At 61.3% G+C, this 22,286-nt stretch carries 20 protein-coding genes; 2 read left to right on the forward strand and 18 right to left on the reverse strand.

Annotation, left to right across the window (positions count from 1 at the left end; all coding sequences use genetic code 11):
• Positions 1-9 precede the first annotated feature (9 nt).
• The 13 genes from C167_RS0125495 to plsB all read right to left on the reverse strand — a co-directional run bounded on the left by C167_RS0125495 (position 10) and on the right by plsB (position 15,346).
• Complete coding sequence (locus C167_RS0125495) at positions 10-1,116, reverse strand: polysaccharide biosynthesis/export family protein (RefSeq protein ID WP_081596717.1); 1,107 nt, start codon at positions 1,114-1,116, stop codon at positions 10-12.
• A gap of 173 nt (positions 1,117-1,289) precedes the next feature.
• Complete coding sequence (locus C167_RS0125500) at positions 1,290-2,705, reverse strand: undecaprenyl-phosphate glucose phosphotransferase (RefSeq protein ID WP_026079280.1); 1,416 nt, start codon at positions 2,703-2,705, stop codon at positions 1,290-1,292.
• A 25-nt stretch (positions 2,706-2,730) separates the two neighbouring features.
• Positions 2,731-3,807, reverse strand: coding sequence for a glycosyltransferase family 4 protein (locus C167_RS0125505; protein ID WP_017521151.1), 1,077 nt, complete (start codon positions 3,805-3,807; stop codon positions 2,731-2,733).
• Positions 3,779-4,969 carry a hypothetical protein gene (locus C167_RS0125510; RefSeq protein ID WP_017521152.1) on the reverse strand — a complete coding sequence of 397 codons (1,191 nt, stop codon included), beginning with the start codon at positions 4,967-4,969 and terminating at the stop codon, positions 3,779-3,781. Before C167_RS0125510 ends, C167_RS0125505 begins: the two co-directional genes overlap by 29 nt.
• Before the next feature lie 9 nt (positions 4,970-4,978).
• Positions 4,979-5,662 carry a CDP-alcohol phosphatidyltransferase family protein gene (locus C167_RS33400; RefSeq protein WP_017521153.1) on the reverse strand — a complete coding sequence of 228 codons (684 nt, stop codon included), beginning with the start codon at positions 5,660-5,662 and terminating at the stop codon, positions 4,979-4,981.
• Entirely contained in the window at positions 5,646-6,914 is a 1,269-nt protein-coding gene (locus C167_RS0125520; protein WP_081596718.1) for an oligosaccharide flippase family protein, read from the reverse strand. Before C167_RS0125520 ends, C167_RS33400 begins: the two co-directional genes overlap by 17 nt.
• Before the next feature lie 5 nt (positions 6,915-6,919).
• Complete coding sequence (locus tag C167_RS0125525) at positions 6,920-7,381, reverse strand: adenylyltransferase/cytidyltransferase family protein (RefSeq protein ID WP_017521155.1); 462 nt, start codon at positions 7,379-7,381, stop codon at positions 6,920-6,922.
• A gap of 157 nt (positions 7,382-7,538) precedes the next feature.
• A complete protein-coding gene (gene rfaH, locus C167_RS0125530) occupies positions 7,539-8,045 on the reverse strand; it encodes a transcription/translation regulatory transformer protein RfaH (protein ID WP_017521156.1) in 507 nt (168 codons plus the stop codon).
• Between the two features lie 28 nt (positions 8,046-8,073).
• Entirely contained in the window at positions 8,074-10,317 is a 2,244-nt protein-coding gene (locus C167_RS0125535; protein WP_017521157.1) for a polysaccharide biosynthesis tyrosine autokinase, read from the reverse strand.
• 19 nt (positions 10,318-10,336) lie between these two features.
• Entirely contained in the window at positions 10,337-10,783 is a 447-nt protein-coding gene (locus tag C167_RS33950; RefSeq protein WP_081596721.1) for a low molecular weight protein-tyrosine-phosphatase, read from the reverse strand.
• Between the two features lie 317 nt (positions 10,784-11,100).
• Positions 11,101-12,153 carry a glycosyltransferase family 4 protein gene (locus C167_RS0125550; protein ID WP_017521160.1) on the reverse strand — a complete coding sequence of 351 codons (1,053 nt, stop codon included), beginning with the start codon at positions 12,151-12,153 and terminating at the stop codon, positions 11,101-11,103.
• A gap of 149 nt (positions 12,154-12,302) precedes the next feature.
• Positions 12,303-12,749, reverse strand: coding sequence for a low molecular weight protein-tyrosine-phosphatase (locus tag C167_RS0125555; protein ID WP_017521161.1), 447 nt, complete (start codon positions 12,747-12,749; stop codon positions 12,303-12,305).
• An 86-nt stretch (positions 12,750-12,835) separates the two neighbouring features.
• On the reverse strand, positions 12,836-15,346 hold the full coding sequence (gene plsB / locus C167_RS0125560) for a glycerol-3-phosphate 1-O-acyltransferase PlsB (RefSeq protein ID WP_017521162.1): 2,511 nt from the start codon (positions 15,344-15,346) through the stop codon (positions 12,836-12,838).
• 169 nt (positions 15,347-15,515) lie between these two features.
• Between plsB and C167_RS0125565 the strand changes: the two genes are divergently transcribed.
• Positions 15,516-15,986: a YMGG-like glycine zipper-containing protein gene (locus C167_RS0125565; protein ID WP_017521163.1), complete on the forward strand. Its 471-nt coding sequence runs from the start codon at positions 15,516-15,518 to the stop codon at positions 15,984-15,986.
• A 559-nt stretch (positions 15,987-16,545) separates the two neighbouring features.
• Positions 16,546-16,755, forward strand: coding sequence for a cold-shock protein (locus C167_RS0125570; RefSeq protein WP_015476243.1), 210 nt, complete (start codon positions 16,546-16,548; stop codon positions 16,753-16,755).
• Between the two features lie 68 nt (positions 16,756-16,823).
• Here the strand turns inward: C167_RS0125570 and C167_RS0125575 are convergent, their stop codons facing one another.
• The 5 genes from C167_RS0125575 to C167_RS0125595 all read right to left on the reverse strand — a co-directional run bounded on the left by C167_RS0125575 (position 16,824) and on the right by C167_RS0125595 (position 22,243).
• Positions 16,824-17,195, reverse strand: a complete 372-nt coding sequence (locus C167_RS0125575) for a hypothetical protein (protein ID WP_017521164.1) — start codon at positions 17,193-17,195, stop codon at positions 16,824-16,826.
• Positions 17,196-17,205: 10 nt separating this feature from the next.
• Positions 17,206-18,015, reverse strand: coding sequence for a putative RNA methyltransferase (locus C167_RS0125580; protein WP_017521165.1), 810 nt, complete (start codon positions 18,013-18,015; stop codon positions 17,206-17,208).
• Positions 18,015-18,200: a hypothetical protein gene (locus tag C167_RS0125585; RefSeq protein ID WP_017521166.1), complete on the reverse strand. Its 186-nt coding sequence runs from the start codon at positions 18,198-18,200 to the stop codon at positions 18,015-18,017. Before C167_RS0125585 ends, C167_RS0125580 begins: the two co-directional genes overlap by 1 nt.
• Positions 18,197-19,354 (reverse strand): succinyl-diaminopimelate desuccinylase, encoded by a 1,158-nt coding sequence (gene dapE, locus C167_RS0125590; RefSeq protein WP_200860177.1) that lies wholly within the window; start codon positions 19,352-19,354, stop codon positions 18,197-18,199. The genes C167_RS0125585 and dapE overlap by 4 nt, the downstream gene beginning before the upstream one ends.
• Before the next feature lie 291 nt (positions 19,355-19,645).
• Positions 19,646-22,243: a glycosyltransferase gene (locus C167_RS0125595; protein WP_017521168.1), complete on the reverse strand. Its 2,598-nt coding sequence runs from the start codon at positions 22,241-22,243 to the stop codon at positions 19,646-19,648.
• Positions 22,244-22,286 lie beyond the last annotated feature (43 nt).

Below are 22,286 nucleotides of genomic sequence, written 5' to 3' on the forward strand. Positions count from 1 at the left end.
GGGGTCGTATCAGTTGTTATTGAGGTTGTGCTGGATGGTTGAGCCGGTGCCCACGATGCCGGCAGATGGCACCAACTGACTGATCAGACGGTTCCATCGAGTGACCCCGGCCGGGCCGACGTAGACGACGTCCTGGGGGCGCAGTTGGAACTGCTGGGCAAGGATGAAGGCGGTAGGTGAGTTCGCGTCCAGTTGGAAGACCGTCGCACGTTCGGCTTCCAGGTTCTCCACGCCGCGGATGACGTACACGGCCTTGCCATTGGCGGTGGTCTGGTTGAGGCCGCCGACACTGCCCAGCGCGTCAGCCAGGTTCATCTCGCGGGTCTTGAAGGTCAGGGCGCGCGGTGCGTTGACCTCGCCCATCAGGTAGACCTTCTTGCGATCGTTGTAGGGCAGGTAGATGCGGTCGCCGTCTTTCAGGTAGAGGTTGTACAGGTCCGAGCCCTGGGCAGTATTCAGGGCATCCAGATTCAGGTGATACACCTGTTTGTCCCGCTGGAGCGTCAGGCCGGAAAGGTCGGCATTGGCCGTGTCCAGTTCCGCGGCGCCTATAGCTTCCATCAGAGTCAAAGGTGTGTCGGTGATGGGTTGCTGGCCGGCTTTGACAAAGGCTCCATTAAGCACCACGCGCTGGCTGGAATAGCGCATGACGGCAATGTCCACCTGCGGTTGCTCGACATAATCGGCAAGCGCCTCGGTGATGTGACGACGAACATCTTCTATGGTCCGGCCGCCCACTTTGATCTGTCCTACGTAGGGGTAGAAAAGAGTTCCATCGGGGCGGACCAGACGGCCATTGGCATCGATCTGTTGTTGTTGCCCGGCCGGCGAAGTCAGCTCCGGGTGGTCCCACACGGTGATGTAGAGGAGGTCCCCAGCACCGATTCGATAGCTTTCCGCTTGATAGCCGAGCAACTCCGGCGGAACCCGATCGTCCTCCTGCACTGCGGCCTCCACGGTGAGCAGTTTTGGTGTGATCTGTACCAACTGAACGCGGCTGGACTCGGCCGAGTCCTCCTGAATGAGTTGTCTGGTATCCAGATTCTGGCCAGGAGAAAACATGCACCCCTGAAGCGCGAGGGCGGACAGGACAGCAACAGACAGTGGACGGATCATGAATGGCTACACAGCAGGAGTAATCAGGATGGCGCAAAGGCTTTCAGCACCGGTTTTCCTGGGCTGGGAGGCTGCTCAGGAGGCTGCGCAGGTTAGCAACGGAACTTACGGGCGGATGTAGGAAAAGGATGGTGGGCTACGAGAGGGAATTCTTTAACTGCAGGAGAGTTTGGTTAGTAGGCGTTTTGGTGAACGAAACCCTTGAACAGGGTCAGGAAAACAATTTTCAGGTCCCACCAGACTGACCAGTTATTGATATAGGCGAGGTCGAACTCGACCCGCTTCTGCATCTTCTCCAAAGTGTCCGTCTCGCCACGCCAGCCATTCACCTGGGCCCAACCGGTAATGCCGGGCTTGACCTTGTGGCGCAGCATGTAGCTGCTGATCTGCCCGCGATACTCCTCGTTGTGCGCAATGGCATGAGGGCGTGGGCCGACGATGGACATATCGCCCAGGAATACGTTGATGAATTGGGGGAGTTCATCCAGCGAGGTTCGGCGCAGGAAGGACCCAACCGGGGTGATGCGATTGTCGTTGCGCGTGGCCTGGGTGACTGTCGCGCCGTTCTCCATAACGCGCATGCTGCGGAACTTCCACACTTCAATCGAGCGGCCGTCGATGCCGTAGCGCTTCTGCTTGAAGAATACAGGGCCGGGCGACGTGAGTTTCACCGCAACGGAGATCAGCAACATCGGGATGGCGATGAGGCAGAGAATCACCGAGGACAGCAGGATGTCTTCCAGGCGTTTGACCAGGGCCCCGGTGCCCGCCATCGGGCTATCGAAGATGCTGATGGTCGGGATGCCATCGATGTTTTCCGCGCGCGCGTGCAGCAGGTTGAAGACGAAGACGTCCGGAACGATGTAGACCGACGCGGTAGTGTCGCTGAGCTGATCGACCAGCCAGCGAATACGCTCTTCGCTGCGCATGGGTAGGGCAATGTAGATGCGGTCAAGGGCTCCGGCGCGGGCCTGCTGCACCAGTTGCTCGAGATTGCCGGAAACACCCAGTTTTACCCGGCGGCCCGGAAGTTTCACTGGCTCGATTCGCTCGTCATCATAGAAACCGAGCAGCTCCAGTCCCATCCAGGGAGCCCTGGCAATGTTTCCCGCCAGTCGAACACCAAGCGAACCTGCTCCCACGACAGCGACTTTCCGGGTATTGAATCCACGGTATCGCAAGGCTTTCAGGGCCTTTCGAAGGAGAGTGCGGTATATCGCCAGGGCCAGCAGGGGGAGGCTGGCCAATAGCGAGAGTTGCACTAGATAGGCTGGCTTCGGATCAAGCAACAGTTTGTCCGTGCTGATGAGCACCAGTGCGCTGACGAGCCAGGTGCCGGTCAGTTTCTGAAGCTCGTCTCGAATTCGCTCACCTCTCCAGGAGCCATAGAGGCCGAAGGTATCGGCGAGATGGGAAAACGCCAGCAGCGTAAAGGCAGCGACCGCCAACATATCCCTATTCTGCTCAATCCCCTGGAGGATGTAGAGGCACGCTATGGTGATCAGGATGATCAACAGGTCGAGCAGTCTTTGAAGCACAGATATGCCGGCCTCATGGGCGCGCAAGATTCCGCGATCTCTTCTGTTCATCGGGTGAGGCTCTAGGACAATTTGGTCAGGCGGTGAGACCCAGGGTATGGCTGTAGAACGCCGAGAGCTCACGGGCGAATCTGTCGGGTGCAAAGCGTTGGCAAACAAAGGCGCGCAGTTCTTCGGGGGATCGAGTCGTCCCCGTTGAGAGGGCACTCTTGATATGCCTTATCAGTGTTTCTTCACTGGAAAGGTCTGCTACCAGTCCAACGGGGGCAACTATTTCCGGTAAAGAGCCTGTCTGGTTTACCAGCACCGGCGTGCCTTTGGCGAGGGACTCGATGGCGACCAGTCCGAAGCCTTCCCAGCGAGACGGCATGATCGTCAGTGTCGCTCGCTCATAGAGCTCGGCCAGAGCGTTCTTGTCCTGCCATCCCAGGAAACGAATATTGTCGGTAGCGATATATTTGCGGCCTTCCAATACCGCTGAGCCGGCGACCAGGAGTTGGACGTCTCTGAGAGATGGACTTTTGAAAGCGCGATAGAGGAGGTCGAATCCTTTCTGGCGGTCCAGCCGGCCGACGAACAGGACCGTGCGGTCCAACTTGTGACCTTGCCAAGGTAGTCCTGACAAGTAGTGTGGGTCGACCGGGTTGTAAATGATCACCTGGTTGGCATTGGGGATGAACGCTGCCCGCTGCTGCTCAGTCCTGGATATATGAATGATGCCGTCGGAGAGCATTCCGGTGAGGAAGTCCAGTGACCTGCTGGCCAGGTTTTCCAGGCGCGAGGTTTCGCGCAGGAACGACCAGCCATGGGCGCAATAGATCGCCGGCGGATTCTTCAGCAGCATCAACCGGCGTAATACGAAAACGTAGCCGGCCAATGAGCTGTGCAGGTGGATCAGATCATAGCGTTCCAGCTTAAGTACCTTGTGTAGTACCTGAAAAAGATGGGCTGCACGGCTGACGCGACCATTTCCATTGAATAGCAGGAGCTTTGCGCTATCGATGGCGATGCATTCGCGGTGGCTGCCTGGGATCAGGTACTGATTATCATGGGGCGATGTCTTGTCCAGTGTCTCCAGGTAGGTGGCGACACCGCCCTGGATGGTCTCTGCGACGTGGAGGATTTTAAGGGTTCTCAGGGAAAGTTCGTTCATGGCGGCGTGACAGGGAAAGTTTCAGGAATGCGAGGAATCCGTAGCAGGCGAAACTCGGTACGAAAAGCAGTGCCGAGTCGCTCAAGGAGGCGAACAGATAGATCAGTACTCCAGCATTAACCGCGCGCATATCGGGGCGGAGGCGGAGACTGAACGGGCTCGGATTTCCGATCAGCAACGGCGAGACGAAGAAAAGGGCAAAGCAGGTCAGTCCCGTCAGGCCGAAGTCGTGATAGATCGACAGGTAGGGAATTTCAGTGATGGCGGATATCGGCTCCTGAGGCATGAGCCGGAACTCATCGAGCATCCAGAAGAACTGATCACGATTGCCCAGAGAGCTATCCATCAGGAAACGATCGCCACCGAGGTAGTTGGCGGAGAGGAATATGGCGGCGGCGGCGCAGACAACGAGGCTTGCGACCAGGGCAGTGAGCCGGCGAAGTGTGAGCCCTTGCCCGTAAGTCATCAGTAAGGCAAGGGCGGTGAGCAGCCACACCGTGCGAGAAAGGGTGAGGATCATGCTGGCGATCAGGATCAACTTGAAGAGCGATCGGTGCTCGAGGCGGAAGTACAGCGGGGCTAGCACGGCCATACAGAGGCCATAGATGTTTCCGTTGTTGTAGGTGGAGACCAGCTTGAACAGCTCCCCGCGTTGGTTATTGCGCTGCCAGACGGAAAGCACATCATCGCCACCCCCAGTCGTTAGGTAGGGGATATTGAGATAGTCGCCGGTCAGCGCTGCGTATAGGAAAGAAAGAATTCCGAACACCGCCACCACTCGAATGCTGAGTCTGAGTGTTCGAAAGATGGTTGCCTGGGTCAGTTCGTTGTAAAGCAGCGATAGCAGGTAGTAGAAGACCGGTATCAGGATGAACACGAAAAGATGTCCACCCAGATAACCGACGTTTTCGTAACCGAAGAACAGCTCAGTTACAACCCAGACTGTCCAGAAGGGCGCAATTGCCAAAGTGCAGCGACACAGTGGCCCAATTTGTCGCACTGGCGTGTTTAGCCGAAGCATCAGCAGGATCGGAGTGAACACTAGGACGATCAGGTAAAGACAGTAGATCGGGGTGCTTCCTGCATAGAAGCCACTTTTGGGAAGTGCTACCAGAAAAACGACGATGATGCAGTAGAGCATCCGGGACAGTTGCGTGGACATGGTCGGAGGTCAGCTTGCCTGAAGCTTCTTCCAGCCTTGTAGGAATGCTCCGCCGGTGAGGGCCGCTCCGGTCAGTGCCTGGAATGCGAGATATGCCGTTTCGTGCTGGAACAGGATGGCGAGTATCAGCAGGAGCATGCCGATGCCAGAGAGGTTGTAGATGGACAGCAGCCACATGGCCACTCTGCCCGACCCGGTGTCCCCTGATCCGTCTCGGCGTGCTCCCGCCAATACGTTGACCTTGTTCAGAATCAATCGGGAGAAAAGCGAAAAGATGCTGGCCAGTCCTCCCAGCAGCAGGCTTTCCATGTTTCCCATACCGTAGCCGATTGCCAGGTAGAGACCTGCGGTGATGGTATAGCCGCCCATGGCATCGAGGAATTCTCCCCGGTTGGAGCCGGTACGCGTAAAGCGGGCAATGTTGCCGTCTACGCAGTCGAGTATGAGCCACATCATCACGAGCCCACCTACCAGCCAGGCCGATGACGCCATCGCCGCCGCGACGATAGAGAGCAGGGCAAACACAATGGAGGCGGCAGACGCCGCATTGGCGCTCATGCCAAGAGTGATGAAGAGTGCGGTGACGGGATAGGACAGTGGCCTGGCACAGAAGTACGCCGCCGGATTTCCCCAACGGTCGTAGTGGCTCTTGTCCCGTGGCATGGACTGCTTGATTTCAGTAATGGTCGGCATGGCTGTCGGTAGTGATTGGTTGTGGAAGGGGGTTCCGGCAATTCAGGAGTGCGCGAATGCGCAGTACAAGCACCAGAAGTTCGGTTGCCAGGATTGTCAGGGCGACGTTGCGGGCGCTGATCTGGTCGAAAACATAGAGGCATGCCAGAACGAGGATGTTGGCAATCGAGGCGTGTACGACCGTGCGGTTGGCATAGTCCAGACGATCCAGCGCGGCAAAGGCGGGATAACCGAATGCGGCAGCAAGGTAGCTGGCCACCATGGCGGTGAGCATGATGATGAAGGTGCTCCGGGCTGAGATGAAGTCATCGCCCAGCGCCCTTTGCAGGATTTCTCCGGAAAAGACGGCAAGTAGACTTGCCAGAAAGGCGAGTGCCGCGGCAGAACACAGGGTCACCAGCAGGAATACTCGCCAGTTGCGATGCTTGGCCATGAACGGATAGAGCACCTGATTCACCGGCAGGGCAGAGCCGACCCGATAGACCTGCTGGCAGGCATAGAACTGTGCTGCCTGGATCTGTCCGGATAGGCCGACGACCGTCGTGGCTGCCGATGTGTAGGTCGCGACGGCGATTCGCGAGGTGAAGAAAGGCAGTGCCGTGCGAAACTCCTGCACGACCTCTTGCATCGGCGGCCGCAGCACGCGAAAGCCGCAACGGTAGATCTGGTGGATCGAAAGTCCGGCCGCAGCCAGCTGGGCCAGGCCCCAACCGAGAATCACCAGCCAAGCGTCGTGGCTATCGTGAACGAACAACAGCACGATCAGCAGGTAGAGCCCTTTGGTCGCGAGGTTGTAGAAGGTGATGACCTGCATGCGTTCCAGGCCGATGAACAGCCAGTTGGCCTGGTACGCCTGGCCTACGGTCGCGAGAATGCCCAGGGCGAAGAGCGGAGCATCCTGGCGGTATGCCGGAATCAACATCGGAACCAGCATGCTGATCAACGACGCCACGACAACGAGTGGCAACTTTCCCAGGAATACCGAACCCAGCAGTCGGCCGATCAGCAGCGGCTCTTCGCGATGGCAAGCGATCCTGTAGGTGCTCGAGAGGCCGTAGCCGAAGTCGGTGATGATCAGCGACAACTGGCTGAGGGATAGCACCATCGCCACCGAGCCGAAATTGGCTATGCCTAGGCGTTGGGTTAGGATCGGCAGCAAAAGTAACGGTAGGAAGTTGGCTAGCTGCGTCAGGCTGGCAGCCAATGTGTTTGTTGCCAGCGGATGGGTGGCGAGCCGTGTGATCAATCTCATGGGAGTCAGCGCAGGCGCTCGATGATCGATGAGATGGTGTCGAGCGAAGCCTTCAGGTCCGAGAGATGGGACTTGTCGAAATAGCCCAGGCTTTGCTTGATCTGAGTGCTGGAGATGCCTTCGGTGCGAGGCAGGTAGACGACCTTGCACAACGAGCTCAGGTGATCGAATTTTCCTTCCCAATCGTGTCCCATGCCGAGAATCGCCACGTCGTAGGCCACGATGTCCTGTGCTTTCTGCCCCCAGTCGGTTTCCGGAATCGCCAGGTCGACGAACTTGATCGATTGCACGATCTCGATTCGATCGGCGAACGGAATGATGGTCTTCTTGCCCTTGCCAGCGTTGAACTCGTCGGTGGAAACGCCAACGATCAATCGATCGCCCAAGGCTTTTAGGCGGGTCAGCAGTTTCAGGTGCCCGTGGTGGAAAAGATCGAAGGTGCCATAGGTGAGAACGGTCGTTTTCATTGAGCGCATAGTTCGTGGCGCGTGCTTCAACACCTAGGCGTCGGCACGCTACCGCCCCAGGATTTTTGGTTGATTTCCCGAGAACGCGGATGAGGTGATTGTTACCGGCCACCGGGGCCGGGTTGCAGTGCGGTGTCGCAGCCTGTCGTGTGCTGCTCTAACTGTCGTGTGTGATCGGCTGGACTTGGATGACTGGCACGCTGACGCGTGACTCTCTTTGCAGCAGATTGAGCAGCAGGATCACTCGCTTGGCGCCGTCCCTTGCTTCGAATATCGCCTCCACCTCGAGGGATCCTGACCCGCTGATTCGAACTCGATCTCCCGCCTGAAACAGGCGAGCCACGGTAGCTGTGTGTGATCGCACTCCTTCCATGACCGAGTGCGGGACGGGCAGTGGGGTGCTGTCAAAACGAACTATCTGACTGACACCCCGAGTGGAACGGATCGGCATCCAGTTGTCTTGCAGCGTGTCGAGTTCGATGAAGAGATAGCCAGGAAACAGTGGTTCCGAGCGGAGCTGCAGGGTTCCGTGGCTGATTCGCTCGACCTGACGCATTGGCAACAGGCACTCGTAGTGCTGTTGCTGCAGATTGGCCAGTGCCCGCAGGTCTTGCCTGGGCTTGCATTGCACGAGGTACCAGCGTTTTTCTTTGACTGCTTGCATGGATTCGCTCCGGAATGACCGGCTGGTGTCAGCTGTTTCCCGACAGGTATTCATACTGGTAATTGGCATACGCCCCTTTGCTGTAATAGTCCGAGGCGCGTCGTTCAACGCCATTGAAAATTGCCCCCTTTAGTTCGATGCCGTTCTGTTCGAAGCGGCGAATCGTCAGTTCGACTTCCCGTGGGGCGTTCTTGCCGAAGCGGGTGACGATCAGGCTCGTACCGGCCTGTCGACCGACGATGGCGGCATCGGTGACGGCGAGCAGGGGAGGGGTATCCAGGATGACCAGGTCGAACTCGGCGCTCGCTTTCTCCAGCAAGTCGGTGAAGTTGGGGTGCATCAGCAGTTCGGAGGGGTTCGGCGGGATCTGGCCGCGGGAGATAAAGCAGAGGTTTTCGACCGCCGTTTTATGTAGCGCCTGTTCGAAGGTGCAACGCTGGATGAGTAGGTCCGAGAGACCATTCTTGTCATCCGTGTCGAAAACCTTGTGCAGGTAGCCCTTGCGCATGTCCACATCGATCAGGAGTACTCGTTGCCCCGCCTGGGCAATCACTGCGGCCAGGTTGGCGCTGACGAAGGATTTGCCTACTGTCGGGCTGGGGCCGGAGATCATCAGGCGGTTGTCGCCGGATTCGAGCATGGCGAAGTGCAGACTCGTCCGCAGGCTGCGCAAGGACTCGACCGCCAGGTCGGTGGGATGGCCGGTTGCCAACAGCGGAGCGGGGTGGCGAGCGACTTTGCCTTTTCTATTGTTCTTGTTGCGCTGGTCTTCTTCCGATTTCTGCAGTTCGCTGAAGGGGATGGAGGCATAGACCGGCAAGCCGAGCTGTTCAATCGCCTCCGGATTTTCGATACCTCGATTCAGCGCCTTGCGCAGCAGCACCAGAGCAATGGCGAGGAACAGGCCGAGCAGGGTGGCGATAGCGACGACCAGAGGCTTTTTCGGTTTCACCGGCGTGGTGATGTCGACGTCGGCCGGATCGATGATGCGTACGTTGCCGACGGTGCCCGCCCGCATGACGTCCAATTCCTGGGCCTTGTTCAGCATCTGCGTATAGATGGCGGTGCTGACCTGCACGTCGCGAGTCAGGCGCAGCAGGTCCTGCTGGGTTTCCGGCAGGGCCTCCACGCGCTTTGCGAGGCCGGACTGCTTGCTGGTGAGTTCGCCGATCTGTCGCATCAGCGCCTGGTAGGCCGGGTGCTGGCGGGTGAACTTGTGGTCCATTTCGGCTTGCTGGAGTTTGAGCTGGGAAATGTTGGTGTCCAGCGCGACGATCTGGTCCAGCAGGGCCTTGGTTTCCAGGCTGATGTCGGCCGACTTGGCGCGGGATTGATAACTGCTCAAGGCGTTCTCGGATTGTTCGAGGTCATGACGCACCTCTGGCAACTGGCCACGTAGGAAATCGAGGCTGGATGCGGCTTCGGCAGAAGCACGCTGGACGTTTTGCAGCACGTACTGCTGGCTGATGGCATTGAGGACGGCGAGCGCCTGGTCAGGTTGTTCGTCATCCAGCGACAAGGTGAGGATGCCGGACTCCTTGCCAGTCTCGCTGACATTTAGAACCTGCTGATAATCGATGATGGCGCTCAGGCGACGTTCACGAGTGACGGTGAAACGTGTGCCAGCATTGGCGTTCAGCGCTTCTACCTGAATCCTCACGCCATTCTGTTCGCATGGCTGGCCGACGCGGCCTTCCACCAGAAGGTTGTCGTCATCGTCGAACAGGGTGAATTGGCCCTTTTCGCCGGTGATGAGTTTCAGGTCTGTCTCGAGCAACGCATTGGGAACATCGAGTTGAAAGATCTTCAGCGTTTCACCGCCCCAGGCAAAGCGGCTCATGCCCAGCAGAGGCGGGGCAACGTCTCCCTGATGTTCCGGGGAGTAGTGGCGATGGAGGAAGTTTCCGAGCACCGGCAGAAGCGATGGCTGGATATCGATATCCAGCTTGAGCGCATCCACGGCTTTGCCGATCACCGTACGAGACGTCAGCAGCTGGATTTCAGTGACAGCCTGCGACTGCGCTCCCAGCAGATCGCTCATGTCCGACAGCCCTGGAATGCCCGGCTTTTTCTGCTCGACCTGAATAGTGGCCGTCGCCCGATAAACCGGGGCTGCCAGCAGGGCATAGGCAGTCCCCACGACCATGAAGCCGGCGGTGATACCTGCGATCAGCCATTTGTGATCGACCAAGGTGCCGAACAGGGCGAGCAGGTCGATTTCGTCGTCATCGCTGACGGCCGGCGGAAGGGAGGGCGCTTGAGGGTATTGCATAAGGGACTTCTTGACGTATTCAGCGTTGAGGTTGAAGGCGTTGGGACCAGGCTTTGACGCCTTCCTCGATCAGTGCATAGGCGTGCTCGAAGGCGGCAGTTCCTCGACGGTAGGGGTCGAGGATCTCGCGTTCGCTTTGCCATTTGCCGAGCAGAAAGGTCTTGCCGCGCGATACGGGGGAGAGCCGGATGACGTCCTGTAGTTGGCGGTGCTCCATGACCAGCACGAGGTCGGAAGCCTGCAGAAGCTGGGGCGTCAGTTGGCGCGCCTGATGCTCCCGGGGGGCTTGGCCGTGGCGTTGCAGTGTCGCGAGCGCGTGGCGTTCGAGTGGATGACCGACAACGGCGGTCAGGCCGGCAGAGCTGACCTGGATGCCTGTTTGAGTCAGGTTCCGTCGGAGCAGATGCTCACCTGTCGGGCTGCGGCAGATATTTCCTGCGCAGACAACCAGTACGTTCTTGAACACGCTGACCACCGCTGTGTTGATAGATCGCTACCTATGGGCCGCGAAAATTAAGCCTCGCGCCGGAACGATTCAATGCATGCAGGCCCCCGTTAGAGGGGTTTGGGAATTCTCTGAGGAGGGTTAAAGGGAATCCCTTCAAATCGCAGGTAAGGGTGGACAATTCTGGTGGCGTAATGCCGTTTCGTTGGCCATTGACCGAGGTTTGCTGCGACTGAAAAGCGCGCCGTTGCTGTGACATCCAGGCAGGCAACCGGCCAGAAGCGGCGGGCTGCGAAGTGGCGCTGGGAAGGGGCCTGCTTCGACAGCAGGCCAGCGGGTCAGCCTGCGGCCAATGGGTTGGCGGTATGCGGCGGGGTGAAGCGGGAATAGAGATTTTCCAGCGAGCTTTGCAGGTGCTGACCGCAATGCAGACTCTGGATGCTGAGGCCGTTGCGGGTCAGTTCAGCGATCACGCCAGGGTCGCCCTTGGCGAAGGCGATGACTTGCCGTTGTGCCTCCGCAACGTCCGGGGCGGTGGACAAACCCTCGGCGACGAAGGGGCCGATACGGCGCAAGGCGATGGGAAGATCGAGCTTCGCCGCCTCCAGTACCGAAATAGGAAATCCGTCCCACGCGGCGGTATGGAAATACAGGTCGAGACCCTTCATATGGGCGATGACTTCGCCGCGCGGGCGCCAGCCCGTCACTTCGATGCCCGTCTCGACCATTTCCGTCATGACCTGGGCGTCGCCGCCACCGATCCACTTGAAGTGCGCAACCTCCGCGCAGTTCTGTGCAAGGGCACGGAAGTAGTCGTGGCCCTTCTGTCGGCTGATGCGCCCGACCATGCCGACCACGGGTTTGCTGGTGAGGCTGCGTACGGCCGGTACTTCCGGCAAGTCATCGCAGACATTCACCAGCCCCAGGGTATGTGTCGGCTCGATCAGTTCCCCGGCGATGCGCTGTTCGTCCAGGCCGCAGCCCGCAATCACTGCGGTCCGCTTCGCCAGCAACGCTTCGATGGCCCGGTAGGCCTTGAGCATCATCGGGTGATCGCCGCGCAGGAAGGCGAAACCGTGAGGTGTGTAGACGACCTTCTGCGCAGGGACGAAAGGCAGGGCGCGGATCAGCGCACCGGCATAGGTGCTGTGCAAATGGATGACGTCCGGCTGCACACGATCGATATAGGGTTTCACCCGAGCCAGACTGGACAGGCGACGCGGCACCAGTTGCATGTGCTTGAACAGGCCCTGGCTTTCCTCACCGGTGGTGTCGCCTTTGCGCACCGCGGCCAGCAGGTAATGCTCATGCTGCTGGGAGTTGAGGATGTAGGAATTGATTGCCGAGGTGACGCCGCCGCCGAACGACTCGGTGATGTGCAGGATTTTCATAAAGCAATGCAGGTCCCTGGAAAATTACGTGTCGTAACTGGGAGACCAAACAGCTGAATATGGTCTTGCTGGGCTAGAGCGTAGCCTTTTTCATACAGGATTTGTAAGGGATTTTGACGCTTTTGTTGAGATCGAAAGGTTCCGTCAAATTACCGGCGGGCTCGCAAGCGATCGCTCCAGGGAGTCACGGCGGACTCAATGAGGGCATAGGCACGCTCGAAGGCTTCCGGGCCCTTGCGGTAGGGGTCGGGGATTTCCTGGTCGGTCTGCCATTTGCCCAGCAGGAAGGTCTTGCCGCGAGCCTCGGGCGCCAGGCGGATAACGCTCTGGATCTGTGACTGCTCCATGACCAGAACGAGATTGGCTTCGTGGATCAGTTCGGCGGTGAGTTGGCGGGCGCGATGCGGGTGGGGATGGTGGCCGTGGCGGCGGAGGATGGCGAGGGCCGTGTTGTCGATGGAGTGGCCGACCAGCGCGCTGAGTCCAGCGGAGGCCACCGAGATGTCGCTACCCTGCAAGGATTCGCGCAGCAGGTGTTCGGCGATGGGACTGCGGCAGATGTTGCCGACGCAGACGATCAGAATCCTGTTGAACACGGAGAGCGTCCCTGACCGCGACCGATGGATCGTCAGAAATCTATCGGTCGCGGTGCGCAGGCGTCAAGCCGCCGGCAGAGGGTGGGTCAGCCCTGACTGGCAGGCGGCTGGTCGGCGGGGGCGCTCTCGTGCTGGGAGGGTCGCTCCAGGGCGACCTGGCGGATCGACAGCCGGATCTCCGCCGGTAGCACGCGCTTGGCTGCACCCTCGGCCAATTCGCCGAGCAACTCGTGGAAGCTCAGCTTGCCGTGCTCATCCTTGCGCAATACGCCTTCGTCCAGCAGGGTCTGGATGAAGTGGCGGAACAGGCTCTTGTCGAAGAACTCCGGGGCATTGAGACCGTGGAGTACCGACAGGCGCTGGGCCATCACGGTACAGAGGTTTTCCAGTTCCTCGGCGGTGAGCTGCTTCTGCCCGGCGTTGAGCACCAGCGAGATTGACATGTAGAAGCGCTGCAGGGTCTGGGCGATGGCGCGGGCCAGCAGGGTCAACAGCACGTACTGGCGCGAACTGGGCGGTGGGCGGATGAAGGTGTCGTTCTCCTGCTTGAGCAGTTCGCTGGTGACCATGGCCTGCAGCCACTGGTCGACCACCGCATCCAACTCATCCAGGCTCCAGCGGATGAACAGTTCGGCCTGCAGGTAGGGGTACAGCGCGCGGGTGTAGCGCAGCAGCTGTTCGCGACTGATTCGTCCGCTGTTCTGGAAGAAGCTGGCGATCAGTGCCGGCAGTGCGAAGATGTGCAGCACATTGTTGCGGTAGTAGGTCATCAGCACCGCGTTCTGCTCGTCGAGGTAGCAGATGCGGCCCAGGGCGTCCTTCTGCTCGCTGAGCAGGTTCATGCTCTTCACGTACTCGATCTGTTGCTGGCCGTCCCCCTCGGGGAGGGTGGCGCTGGGCGAGTAGGGGACCTTGCGCAGCAGGTCGAGATAGAGGTCGATCACCCGCGCCAGGGCGGTTTCGTCCAGGGCCAGGCGGGTGGTGGACAGCAGCGCCAGTGCTACCAGGTTCACCGGGTTGATCGCGGCGGCGTCGTTGAGGTGGCGGGCGACATCGCGGGCCAGGTGGTTGGTGGTTTCCGAGAGCCAGGCCGGGCGATATTCGGGGCCGAGCTCCTGTTCGCGCCAGTCCGGTTGCTGCTGGTCGAGGAACTGGTCGAGGTGGATGGGCTCGCCGAAGTTCACCCAGACCTGGCCGAAGCGCTGCTTCAGCGCGCCGACGACCTTGAAGATGTCGAAGATCGACTCCTTCTTCTTCGCCGCGCCGCGCAACTCGCCCAGGTAGGTGCGGCCTTCGAGCACGCGCTCGTAGCCGATGTACACGGGGACGAAGACGATGGGCCGGCGCGAATCACGCAGGAAGCTGCGCAGGGTGATCGCCAGCATGCCGGTGCGCGGATGCAGCATGCGCCCGGTGCGCGAACGGCCGCCTTCGACGAAGTACTCGGTGGAGAAGCCGCGGCTGAACAGGGTGTGCAGGTATTCGTTGAACACCGCGGTGTACAACTGGTTGCCCTTGAAGCTGCGGCGCATGAAGAAGGCGCCGCCACGCCGCAGGATCGAGCCCACCACCGGCATGTTGAGGTTGATGCCGGCGGCGATGTGCGGCGGCGTCAGGCCGTTGCGGAACAGCAGGTAGGACAGCAGCAGGTAGTCGATGTGGCTGCGGTGGCAGGGCACGTAGACGATCTCATGGCCCTGGGCGACCTCCTGCACGCGCTCGATGTGGTTGACCTTCACGCCCTCGTAGAGCTTGTTCCAGAACCAGGTCAGGGTCACTTCGAGGAAGCGGATCACCGGATAGGAAACGTCGGCGGCGATTTCATTGGCGTAGCGCAGGGCGGCGGCCTCGGCCTTCTCCTGGGAAATCTTCTGGGTTTCGCACTCCTCCTGGATTGCCTGGCGCACCAGGGGGGCGCGCAGCAGGCCCTTGACCAGGGTGCGGCGGTGGGAAAGGTCCGGGCCGATCACCGCGGTCTTCTGGTTGCGGAAGTGCACGCGCAGGATGCGCTGGACCATGCGCAAGGTGCGCTCGTGGCCCTTGCCCTGTTCCACCAGCTCGCGCAGATGGATGGGTGCGGAGAACTGCACGCGGGTCTTGCGACCGAGAATGAGGATGCGCGCCAGCTTGCGCAGGCGCCCGGTCACGGCCCAGTTGTCGGCAAACAGCAGTTTCCAGGCGCTCTTTTCGCTGTCCGGCGATTGCCCCCAGAACACGCTGACCGGGATGATCTGTGCGTCGTCGATGCCGTTCTGGCCGATGGCGCCGAGCATGCGCACCAGCGCCGGCGGCGCGCCGCGCTTATCCTGACGGCCGAGCCAGTCGGGCTCCGGGGTCAGGTAGAAGAAGGCCGCAGGCTCAATGGATTCACCCACTGCCACCGGCATCACCGGACGCGGCAGGCCGGCCTTGCGGCACTCGGTGTCGACCACGGCCAGATCGCTGACCGAGGGCTGCTGCAGGACGTAGAGGACCGGTTTGCTGCGGTCGATCTTCAGGCTGAAGGCCGACTGGTTGATGGTTTCCGAGCGCACCCAGAGGTACAGCAGGCGGCGCAGGGCACCGAAACCGAAGCGGCGGAACGGGTAACGAGGCATACAGGCCCTATGGCTGGCGTAGGTAAAACGAGCGATTGCTCAGGCCGGCTAGTTTGCCGGATTAGCCCTTCGCCAGCAAAGCCGGACGCGCTTGGTCGGCGAGGGCGGATACCCCGTGATCAGCGGCTATCCTGCCATTTAGGGGATGACATTCTATGGAGGTTCCGCGATGCGTACGTTCACCTGGGGATGTCTGTTCGCCTTGTCGGTTGCGTTGCCCGCCGCGGCGCAGACCGTCGTGCCGCTCAAGGGCCAGAGCAGCCAGCAGATGCAGCAGGACATGAGTGAATGCAACAGCGTGGCTGCCAATGCCGCGAGCAGCGCTACCAGCAGTTCCGACCCGAATGTGGGTGGTCGGGTTCGGGGTGCGGCCAGGGGGGCGGCTGCAGGCGCCGTGGCGGCGGAGGTGCGTGGGCAGCGCCATGAGGAGGTTTATGACCGCGTCAGCGATGATGCCAAGCAGCAGTACCGGCAGAACCGAGCGGGCGATGCCGCTGCCGCGGGGGCCGTGGTTGGAGCTTCGCGCCAGCGCCAGGAGCGCCGGCAGGATCGTCGTACGCAGAGCGAGGCGCAGAACACCGCCAGCTCCAGCGCCTACAGTGGTTGCCTGCAAGGTCGGGGCTATCAGGTCAGTCCCTGAACGGTCGGGACCTTTGATGGTGCACGACTGACCGCGCATCGGGCGCGGTCGATGGATACTCATGAGCATTATTCATCGAGCCTGATGGATTGGATGGACCGCCAATTCAGCAGACAAATGACTGGCATTACTGCAGCGGCAAAAAACTGTAAGTCGCATTCCGACTGCGTCCGAAAGACATTCCCGCAGTTTGCTGGAACCCGATGAGCGGGAACGAAACTACCCGCCGTGAAGTCGGGAAAGTGCGAACAGGTCCACGTTCGAAACACTTTCGTTACGCTGGGTAACGAGCACCAAAATGGCTCTGCAAGCCCCGGAAAATGGCACTTTGGCCTGTTTGGTCATAGGGGCGCGCAGTGGATGAAAAAGTGCTTTTCAGCTGTAACTTTTGATTTATATACTCGGGAGTGCTGTCGCCTGCGGGCGTTATTCGAATTTCCTTCCTACGTGCCATTCGGCGCGGGTTGGATGATAAGAAAAGCGTTCAGCGGATGACTGCCGAAGTCCTCATTCCCGGGGGCCAATCCAAAAAATAATAGGCAAGTTGGAGAGTGTGGTAATGGCTGATCGTGAGGTCGGAACCGTCAAGTGGTTCAATGACGCCAAAGGTTATGGATTCATTCAACGCGATAGCGGTCCGGACGTTTTCGTTCACTACCGTGCCATTCGTGGCGATGGTCACCGCTCCCTGGTCGAAGGCCAGAAAGTGGAGTTCTCGGTGATCCAGGGTCAGAAAGGCCTCCAGGCGGAAGACGTCGCCAAGGTCTGAGCCCCCGAAAGAACAAAGGCCCGTCCAGTGGACGGGCCTTTGTTTTTCCAGCCTTGCATGTGACGGGTTCAGCCCGTACGCCAGGTGATCTCTTCGACGCCCGCGGCGGTCACTTTCAGCCAGCGATCGGCGTCTTCCTCGCCCTGATCCTCGCTCCAGCTGCCGGGAGCGCAGCGTACTTCCACGTCCAGTGCGGCGCAGGCAGCGCGAGCGCAGGCGACATCGTCGTCCCATGGTGTCTGGTCGCTGTCCAGGAACAGGCTGTTCCACTTGCCCACGGCCCTGGGCAGCCAGGTGACGGAAATGCTGCCCGCGGTGCATTTGAAGGTCTCGCCCTGAACGCGCCATTCGGAGCAGGGGCCAAGTGCCTTTTCCAGCCAGACGCCGACGGCGGCCTGGTCGGCATCCTTGAGGTAGATTTCGATATCCGGTTGGCGCATGGCGTCCTCGTCAGGGTTCTTGGCGTTGCAGCCAATCGTAGCGTACCGCGACCGTCACCTCGAAGGGCTCGGCGAGGATGCGCTCGCGCCGTTCGGGATTGACCCGCCAGCCGTGGGGCGTCATCGCGAGCAGGTGTTCGCGGGCTTCGCGAGTGTGCAACGGCAGCTTGAAGCTCAGTTGTTCGGTGTGCGCCAGTTTCAGCTCTTCGGGCAGGTCGGCGAGATGCTTGTCCTCGACGTATTCGCGCACTTCGTCATACAGGCGCTGGCGCAGTTCCAGCAGGTGATCGCGCGCCGGGCCCAGGCGCAGCACACCGCCGCTGGGAGTGAGCAGGCGAGCCGCTTCCTTCCAGTCGATCGGGCTGAACACGCTGGCCAGCAGTTGGCAGGACGTATCGGCCAGCGGTATGCGGGCCATGCTGGCGACCATCCAGGTCAGTTGCGGGGCGCGCTTGCAGGCGCGTTTGACGGCCTCGCGGGAGATATCCAGCGCATAGCCGTCGGCCTGCGGCAGGGCTTCGCCCAGCTGCGCGGTGTAGTAACCCTCACCGCAACCGATGTCCAGCCAGCGCCCCGGAGCGCGTTCTGCGGCCAGTTCGGCCAGGCGACCGGCCAGTGGCGCGTAGTGGCCTGCGCCGAGGAAGAGCCGGCGTGCCTCGACCATGGCGGCGTTGTCGCCCGGATCGAGGCTCTTCTTGTGCTGCACCGGCAGCAGGTTCAGGTAACCCTGCCGGGCGCGGTCGAAGCGGTGGCCGGCAGAGCAGGCGACACCGTTGTCGACCTCGGTCAGCGCCTCGCGGCACAGCGGGCAGATCAGCATCATTTCTTCCCTTGCGGTGGCACCAGCGGCAGCGGCAGGTCGTTGCGCAGCACGGTCGGCAACGAACGGCGACGCTGGGCGATCTGGTACACGCGCAGGGAATAACGGCGCTCGGCGGCTGGCGCGGGCGGCGGAGTATCGGGCTGTACGGCGCCCAGGCAGAAGCCTTTGTTCGGTCCACTCATGCCAGCAGTCGCACCAGGGTCTGGTAATAGATTTCGGTCAGCACGTCGAGGTCGCTGGCCAGTACGCGTTCATCCACCTGGTGGATGGTAGCGTTCACCGGGCCGAGTTCGACCACCTGGGTGCCCATGGTGGCGATGAAACGGCCATCGGAGGTTCCACCGGAGGTCGACGGGGTAGTCTCGCGGCCAGTGACGGCGCGGATCGCTGCGGCCACGCCATCGAGCAGCTCGCCCGGCTGGGTGAGGAAAGGCAGGCCGGACAGCGCCCAGTCGATGTGCCAGTCCAGGCCGTGCTTGTCGAGTATGGCTGCAACGCGCTGCTGCAGCCCTTCTACGGTGGATTCGGTGGAGAAGCGGAAGTTGAAGATCACCTTCAGCTCGCCGGGGATCACGTTGGTCGCGCCGGTGCCGCCATTGATGTTGGAAATCTGGAAGCTGGTCGGCGGGAAGTAGTCGTTGCCGTTGTCCCAGTGCTCGGCGGCGAGCTCCGCCAGGGCCGGGGCGGCCAGGTGGATCGGGTTCTTCGCCAGGTGTGGGTAGGCGACGTGGCCTTGTTTGCCGCGCACGGTCAGGGTGGCGCCGAGCGACCCACGGCGGCCGTTCTTGACGATGTCACCCACAAGCGTGGTGCTCGACGGCTCGCCGACGATGCACCAGTCCAGGCGCTCGTTGCGCGCCTTCAGGCGCTCGACCACGGCCTTGGTGCCGTGATGGGCCGGGCCTTCCTCGTCGCTGGTGATCAGGTAGGCGATGCTGCCGCGGTGGTCCGGATGATCGGCGACGAAGCGCTCGGTAGCGATGATCATCGACGCCAGGCTGCCTTTCATGTCCGCCGCGCCACGGCCGCAGAGCATGCCGTCGGCATCGATCAGCGCGTCGAACGGTTGGTGCTGCCAGGCCTGCTCGGGGCCGGTGGGGACCACGTCGGTGTGGCCGGCGAAGCACAACACCGGGCCGTTGGCGCCGTCGCGGCCCTGGCGCAGGGCCCAGAAGTTATCCACTTCCTCGATGCGCATGGGCTCCAGGGCGAAGCCGCAGGCGTACAGGCGCTGCATCATCAACTGCTGGCAGTCGGCATCGACCGGTGTGACGGAGGGACGGCGAATCAGCTCGCAGGCAAGGGCCAGTGTCGGCGAGAGGGACATGAGGGGCATCCTGGGGGTGGAACGGAAAAAGGCGCCCATCTTAAAGCAAAAACGCCGGTGGATGGCCGGCGTTTCTGCAAGGAGATGGGCGGTGAGGTTCTTCGCAGGAGCTGCGGTCGTTTTCTGAAAGTTCGTATCGGTGATCGCCCTCTCCCTAACCCTCTTCCTGAAGGGAGAGGGGACCGTTCGGTGCAGGATGAAACTGCGCTGCCCGCCAGCACGGATTAACGCCCTCTCCCTTCAGGGAGAGGGCGGGGGAGAGGGCACCTCTGCTCAGAACTTACAAGGAACGGCCCACCCTCAGCTGGCCGCTGCGGCGCCCGCTGCCGGCGCCTCCTGAGCCTTGGGCGCCGCGGACAGCAGCGCCATCACCAATGCCGCGAGGTAAGGCAGCGACTGTACCAGCAGCATGGCCACCCAGAACATCATGTCGCGGCTGGGCACGCCCTGTACCAGCACGATGCCCAGCGCCGCGCCCCACAGCAGCAGCATGATGAAGACTTCTTCGCGCGCCTCGGCCAGTGCGACCAGCAGGCCGTGGTTGGAGGCCATCTTCGGTGTGCGGAAGAACGGGATGGTCTTGGTGAACGTCCCGTAGAGCACTGCCTTGGCAATGGTGTGCGACAGCGCAAGGCCGGCCACCGCCGCCTGGAACGAGCGCACAAGGTTCACGCCCACCGCGCGGCGGTAAAGGAACATGATCTTGCCGAACTTGAAGAAGAACAGCGCCAGCGGCGGGATGGCGAAGATCAGCAGCGGCGGGTCGACCCGCTTGGGCACGATGATCATCGCCGAGGACCACAGCAGCGCGCCCAGGGTGAAGAAGATGTTCATGCCGTCGGCGATCCACGGCAGCCAGCCGGCGATGAAGTGGTAGCGCTGGCCGAGGGTGAGCTTGCTGTCCTTGCCCTGGAACAGCGCGCGGGCGTGGCCCTTCATGATCTGGATGGCGCCATAGGCCCAGCGGAAGCGCTGCTTCTTGTAGTCGATGAAGGTGTCGGGCATTACGCCCTTGCCGAAGCTCTGGTGCGAGTAGGCGGCCGAATAGCCCTTCTCGAATACCCGCAGGCCCAGTTCGGCGTCCTCGCAGATGGTCCAGTCGGCCCACTTGAGCTCGTCCATCACCGTGCGGCGGATCATGGTCATGGTGCCGTGCTGGATGATCGCGTCGCGATCGTTGCGGGTGACCATGCCGATGTGGAAGAAGCCCTTGTACTCGGCGTAGCAGAGCTTCTTGAAGAGGTTTTCCTCGCCGTCGTGGTAGTCCTGCGGGGACTGCACCACGGCGATCTTCGGGTCGCTGAAGTGCGGCACCATCTGCTTGAGCCAGTTCGGTTCGACACAGTAGTCGGCGTCGATCACCGCGACGACTTCGACGTCCGGCGCGGTGTGCGGCAGGATGTAGTTGAGCGCGCCGCCCTTGAAGCCGGCCAGCGGTGCGACGTGGAAGAAGCGGAAGCGCGGCCCGAGGACTTCGCAGTAGTCGCGCACCGGCTCCCACACCGCCGGGTCCTTGGTGTTGTTGTCGATGATCAGGACTTCGAAGTCCGGATAGTCGAGCCTGGACAGCGCATCCAGGGTTTTCTTCATCATCTCCGGCGGCTCGTTGTAGCAGGGCACGTGCACCGACACCTTGGGCCGGTAGCCCGTATCGGTGAGCACCGGGTCGAACGGCCGGCGGCGTTTGCGCACCCAGACCGTCTCGGCCAGTTCGTGGGCCTCGGTGAGCAGGACGATGAACACGCCTAGCGCGCCGATGCCCAGCAGGCCGCCGACGGTCAGGCTGAACCAGGTGCTGTACTGCTGGCTGTAGTCGTAGGCGATCCACACCAGCACCGAGCCGCCAGCGAAGGCGACCACGGTGAGGAAGGTCCGTCCGCGCTGGCGCAGGGCGCTGCCGTCGATCATCAGCAGGGTCAGGGCAAGCAGCGCCATCACCACCGAGGCAACCGCCAGGGCGCGCCATTGCGGGATGTTCACCACCGGCCCGTCGAAGTTGAACTTCGGCTGGCGCTGGGCGTTGTAGACGCCCCAGTAGGCGCCCACCGAGCCTTCGTCACCGACTTTCCATGGCTGGTCGAAGGCCTCGACGACGAAATAGTTGTAGCCCTTCTTGTTCAGCGCGTTGGTCAGCGTGCGCAGGTAGATGGCCTGGTCTGCCTGGGTAGCGTCGGCGCCGCCGCGCATGCGGCCGTTGCTCGGCCAGCCGACCTCGGCCAGCAGCAGCGGCTTGCGCGGGAACTTGGCGCGCAGTTCGCGGGCACGCTCGAGGACGAACGGGATGGCGTCGTTCATCGGCGTGTATTCCCAGTACGGCAGCACGTGGGCGGCGATCAGGTCGACGTGCTTGGCCAGTTCCGGGTATTTCTCGTAGATGTGCCACTGCTCGGCGGTTGTCACCGGCACCTTCACCGCCTTGCGCACGCGGTCCAGGTAGGCCGTCAGTTGCTCGACGGTGACCTCGCGGCGGAACAGCGCCTCGTTGCCGACTATTACCCGCACGACGCTGCGTGAGTTGTTGGCGATCTCGATGCCGCGCTCGATCTCGGCCTCGTTCTCGGCCTCGTCCGGGCCGATCCAGATGCCCAGGCTGACACGCATGCCCAGTTCCTCGGCCAGGCGCGGGATGTCGGCCAGCGAACCCTTCACCGAGTAGGTGCGGATGTTGTCGGTGTTCTTGGAGACCAGCTCCAGGTCCGAGCGGATCTCGTCGTCGCTGGGGAACTGGTTCTTCTGCGGATTCTGGTTCAGGCGGAAGGGCGAGAAGGAGAATCCGGAAATGCTTTCCGGCCAGTCGGGGACGCTGACGGGACGGTTGTAGAGTGCCCAGAAGCCGGTGAAGAGCGCCGCCAGGGCGACGAATACCACCAGGTTGAGGCCGAACTTGCGTGCAGGCATGGTGCGATCGGGTTCCAAAGGGTGGAACGGGGAGGGGCCGGGA

Source organism: Pseudomonas nitroreducens TX1, from assembly GCF_000313755.1.
In the GTDB taxonomy this organism is placed as follows: domain Bacteria; phylum Pseudomonadota; class Gammaproteobacteria; order Pseudomonadales; family Pseudomonadaceae; genus Pseudomonas; species Pseudomonas nitroreducens_A.

Coding starts and splice junctions, on each gene's coding strand:
- C167_RS0125495 (WP_081596717.1), bottom strand. CDS start 1,116: ATGATCCGTCCACTGTCTGTTGCTGTCCTGTCCGCCCTCGCGCTTCAG.
- C167_RS0125500 (WP_026079280.1), bottom strand. CDS start 2,705: ATGAACAGAAGAGATCGCGGAATCTTGCGCGCCCATGAGGCCGGCATA.
- C167_RS0125505 (WP_017521151.1), bottom strand. CDS start 3,807: ATGAACGAACTTTCCCTGAGAACCCTTAAAATCCTCCACGTCGCAGAG.
- C167_RS0125510 (WP_017521152.1), bottom strand. CDS start 4,969: ATGTCCACGCAACTGTCCCGGATGCTCTACTGCATCATCGTCGTTTTT.
- C167_RS33400 (WP_017521153.1), bottom strand. CDS start 5,662: ATGCCGACCATTACTGAAATCAAGCAGTCCATGCCACGGGACAAGAGC.
- C167_RS0125520 (WP_081596718.1), bottom strand. CDS start 6,914: ATGAGATTGATCACACGGCTCGCCACCCATCCGCTGGCAACAAACACA.
- C167_RS0125525 (WP_017521155.1), bottom strand. CDS start 7,381: ATGAAAACGACCGTTCTCACCTATGGCACCTTCGATCTTTTCCACCAC.
- rfaH (WP_017521156.1), bottom strand. CDS start 8,045: ATGCAAGCAGTCAAAGAAAAACGCTGGTACCTCGTGCAATGCAAGCCC.
- C167_RS0125535 (WP_017521157.1), bottom strand. CDS start 10,317: ATGCAATACCCTCAAGCGCCCTCCCTTCCGCCGGCCGTCAGCGATGAC.
- C167_RS0125550 (WP_017521160.1), bottom strand. CDS start 12,153: ATGAAAATCCTGCACATCACCGAGTCGTTCGGCGGCGGCGTCACCTCG.
- plsB (WP_017521162.1), bottom strand. CDS start 15,346: ATGCCTCGTTACCCGTTCCGCCGCTTCGGTTTCGGTGCCCTGCGCCGC.
- C167_RS0125565 (WP_017521163.1), top strand. CDS start 15,516: ATGCGTACGTTCACCTGGGGATGTCTGTTCGCCTTGTCGGTTGCGTTG.
- C167_RS0125570 (WP_015476243.1), top strand. CDS start 16,546: ATGGCTGATCGTGAGGTCGGAACCGTCAAGTGGTTCAATGACGCCAAA.
- C167_RS0125575 (WP_017521164.1), bottom strand. CDS start 17,195: ATGCGCCAACCGGATATCGAAATCTACCTCAAGGATGCCGACCAGGCC.
- C167_RS0125580 (WP_017521165.1), bottom strand. CDS start 18,015: ATGCTGATCTGCCCGCTGTGCCGCGAGGCGCTGACCGAGGTCGACAAC.
- C167_RS0125585 (WP_017521166.1), bottom strand. CDS start 18,200: ATGAGTGGACCGAACAAAGGCTTCTGCCTGGGCGCCGTACAGCCCGAT.
- dapE (WP_200860177.1), bottom strand. CDS start 19,354: ATGCCCCTCATGTCCCTCTCGCCGACACTGGCCCTTGCCTGCGAGCTG.
- C167_RS0125595 (WP_017521168.1), bottom strand. CDS start 22,243: ATGCCTGCACGCAAGTTCGGCCTCAACCTGGTGGTATTCGTCGCCCTG.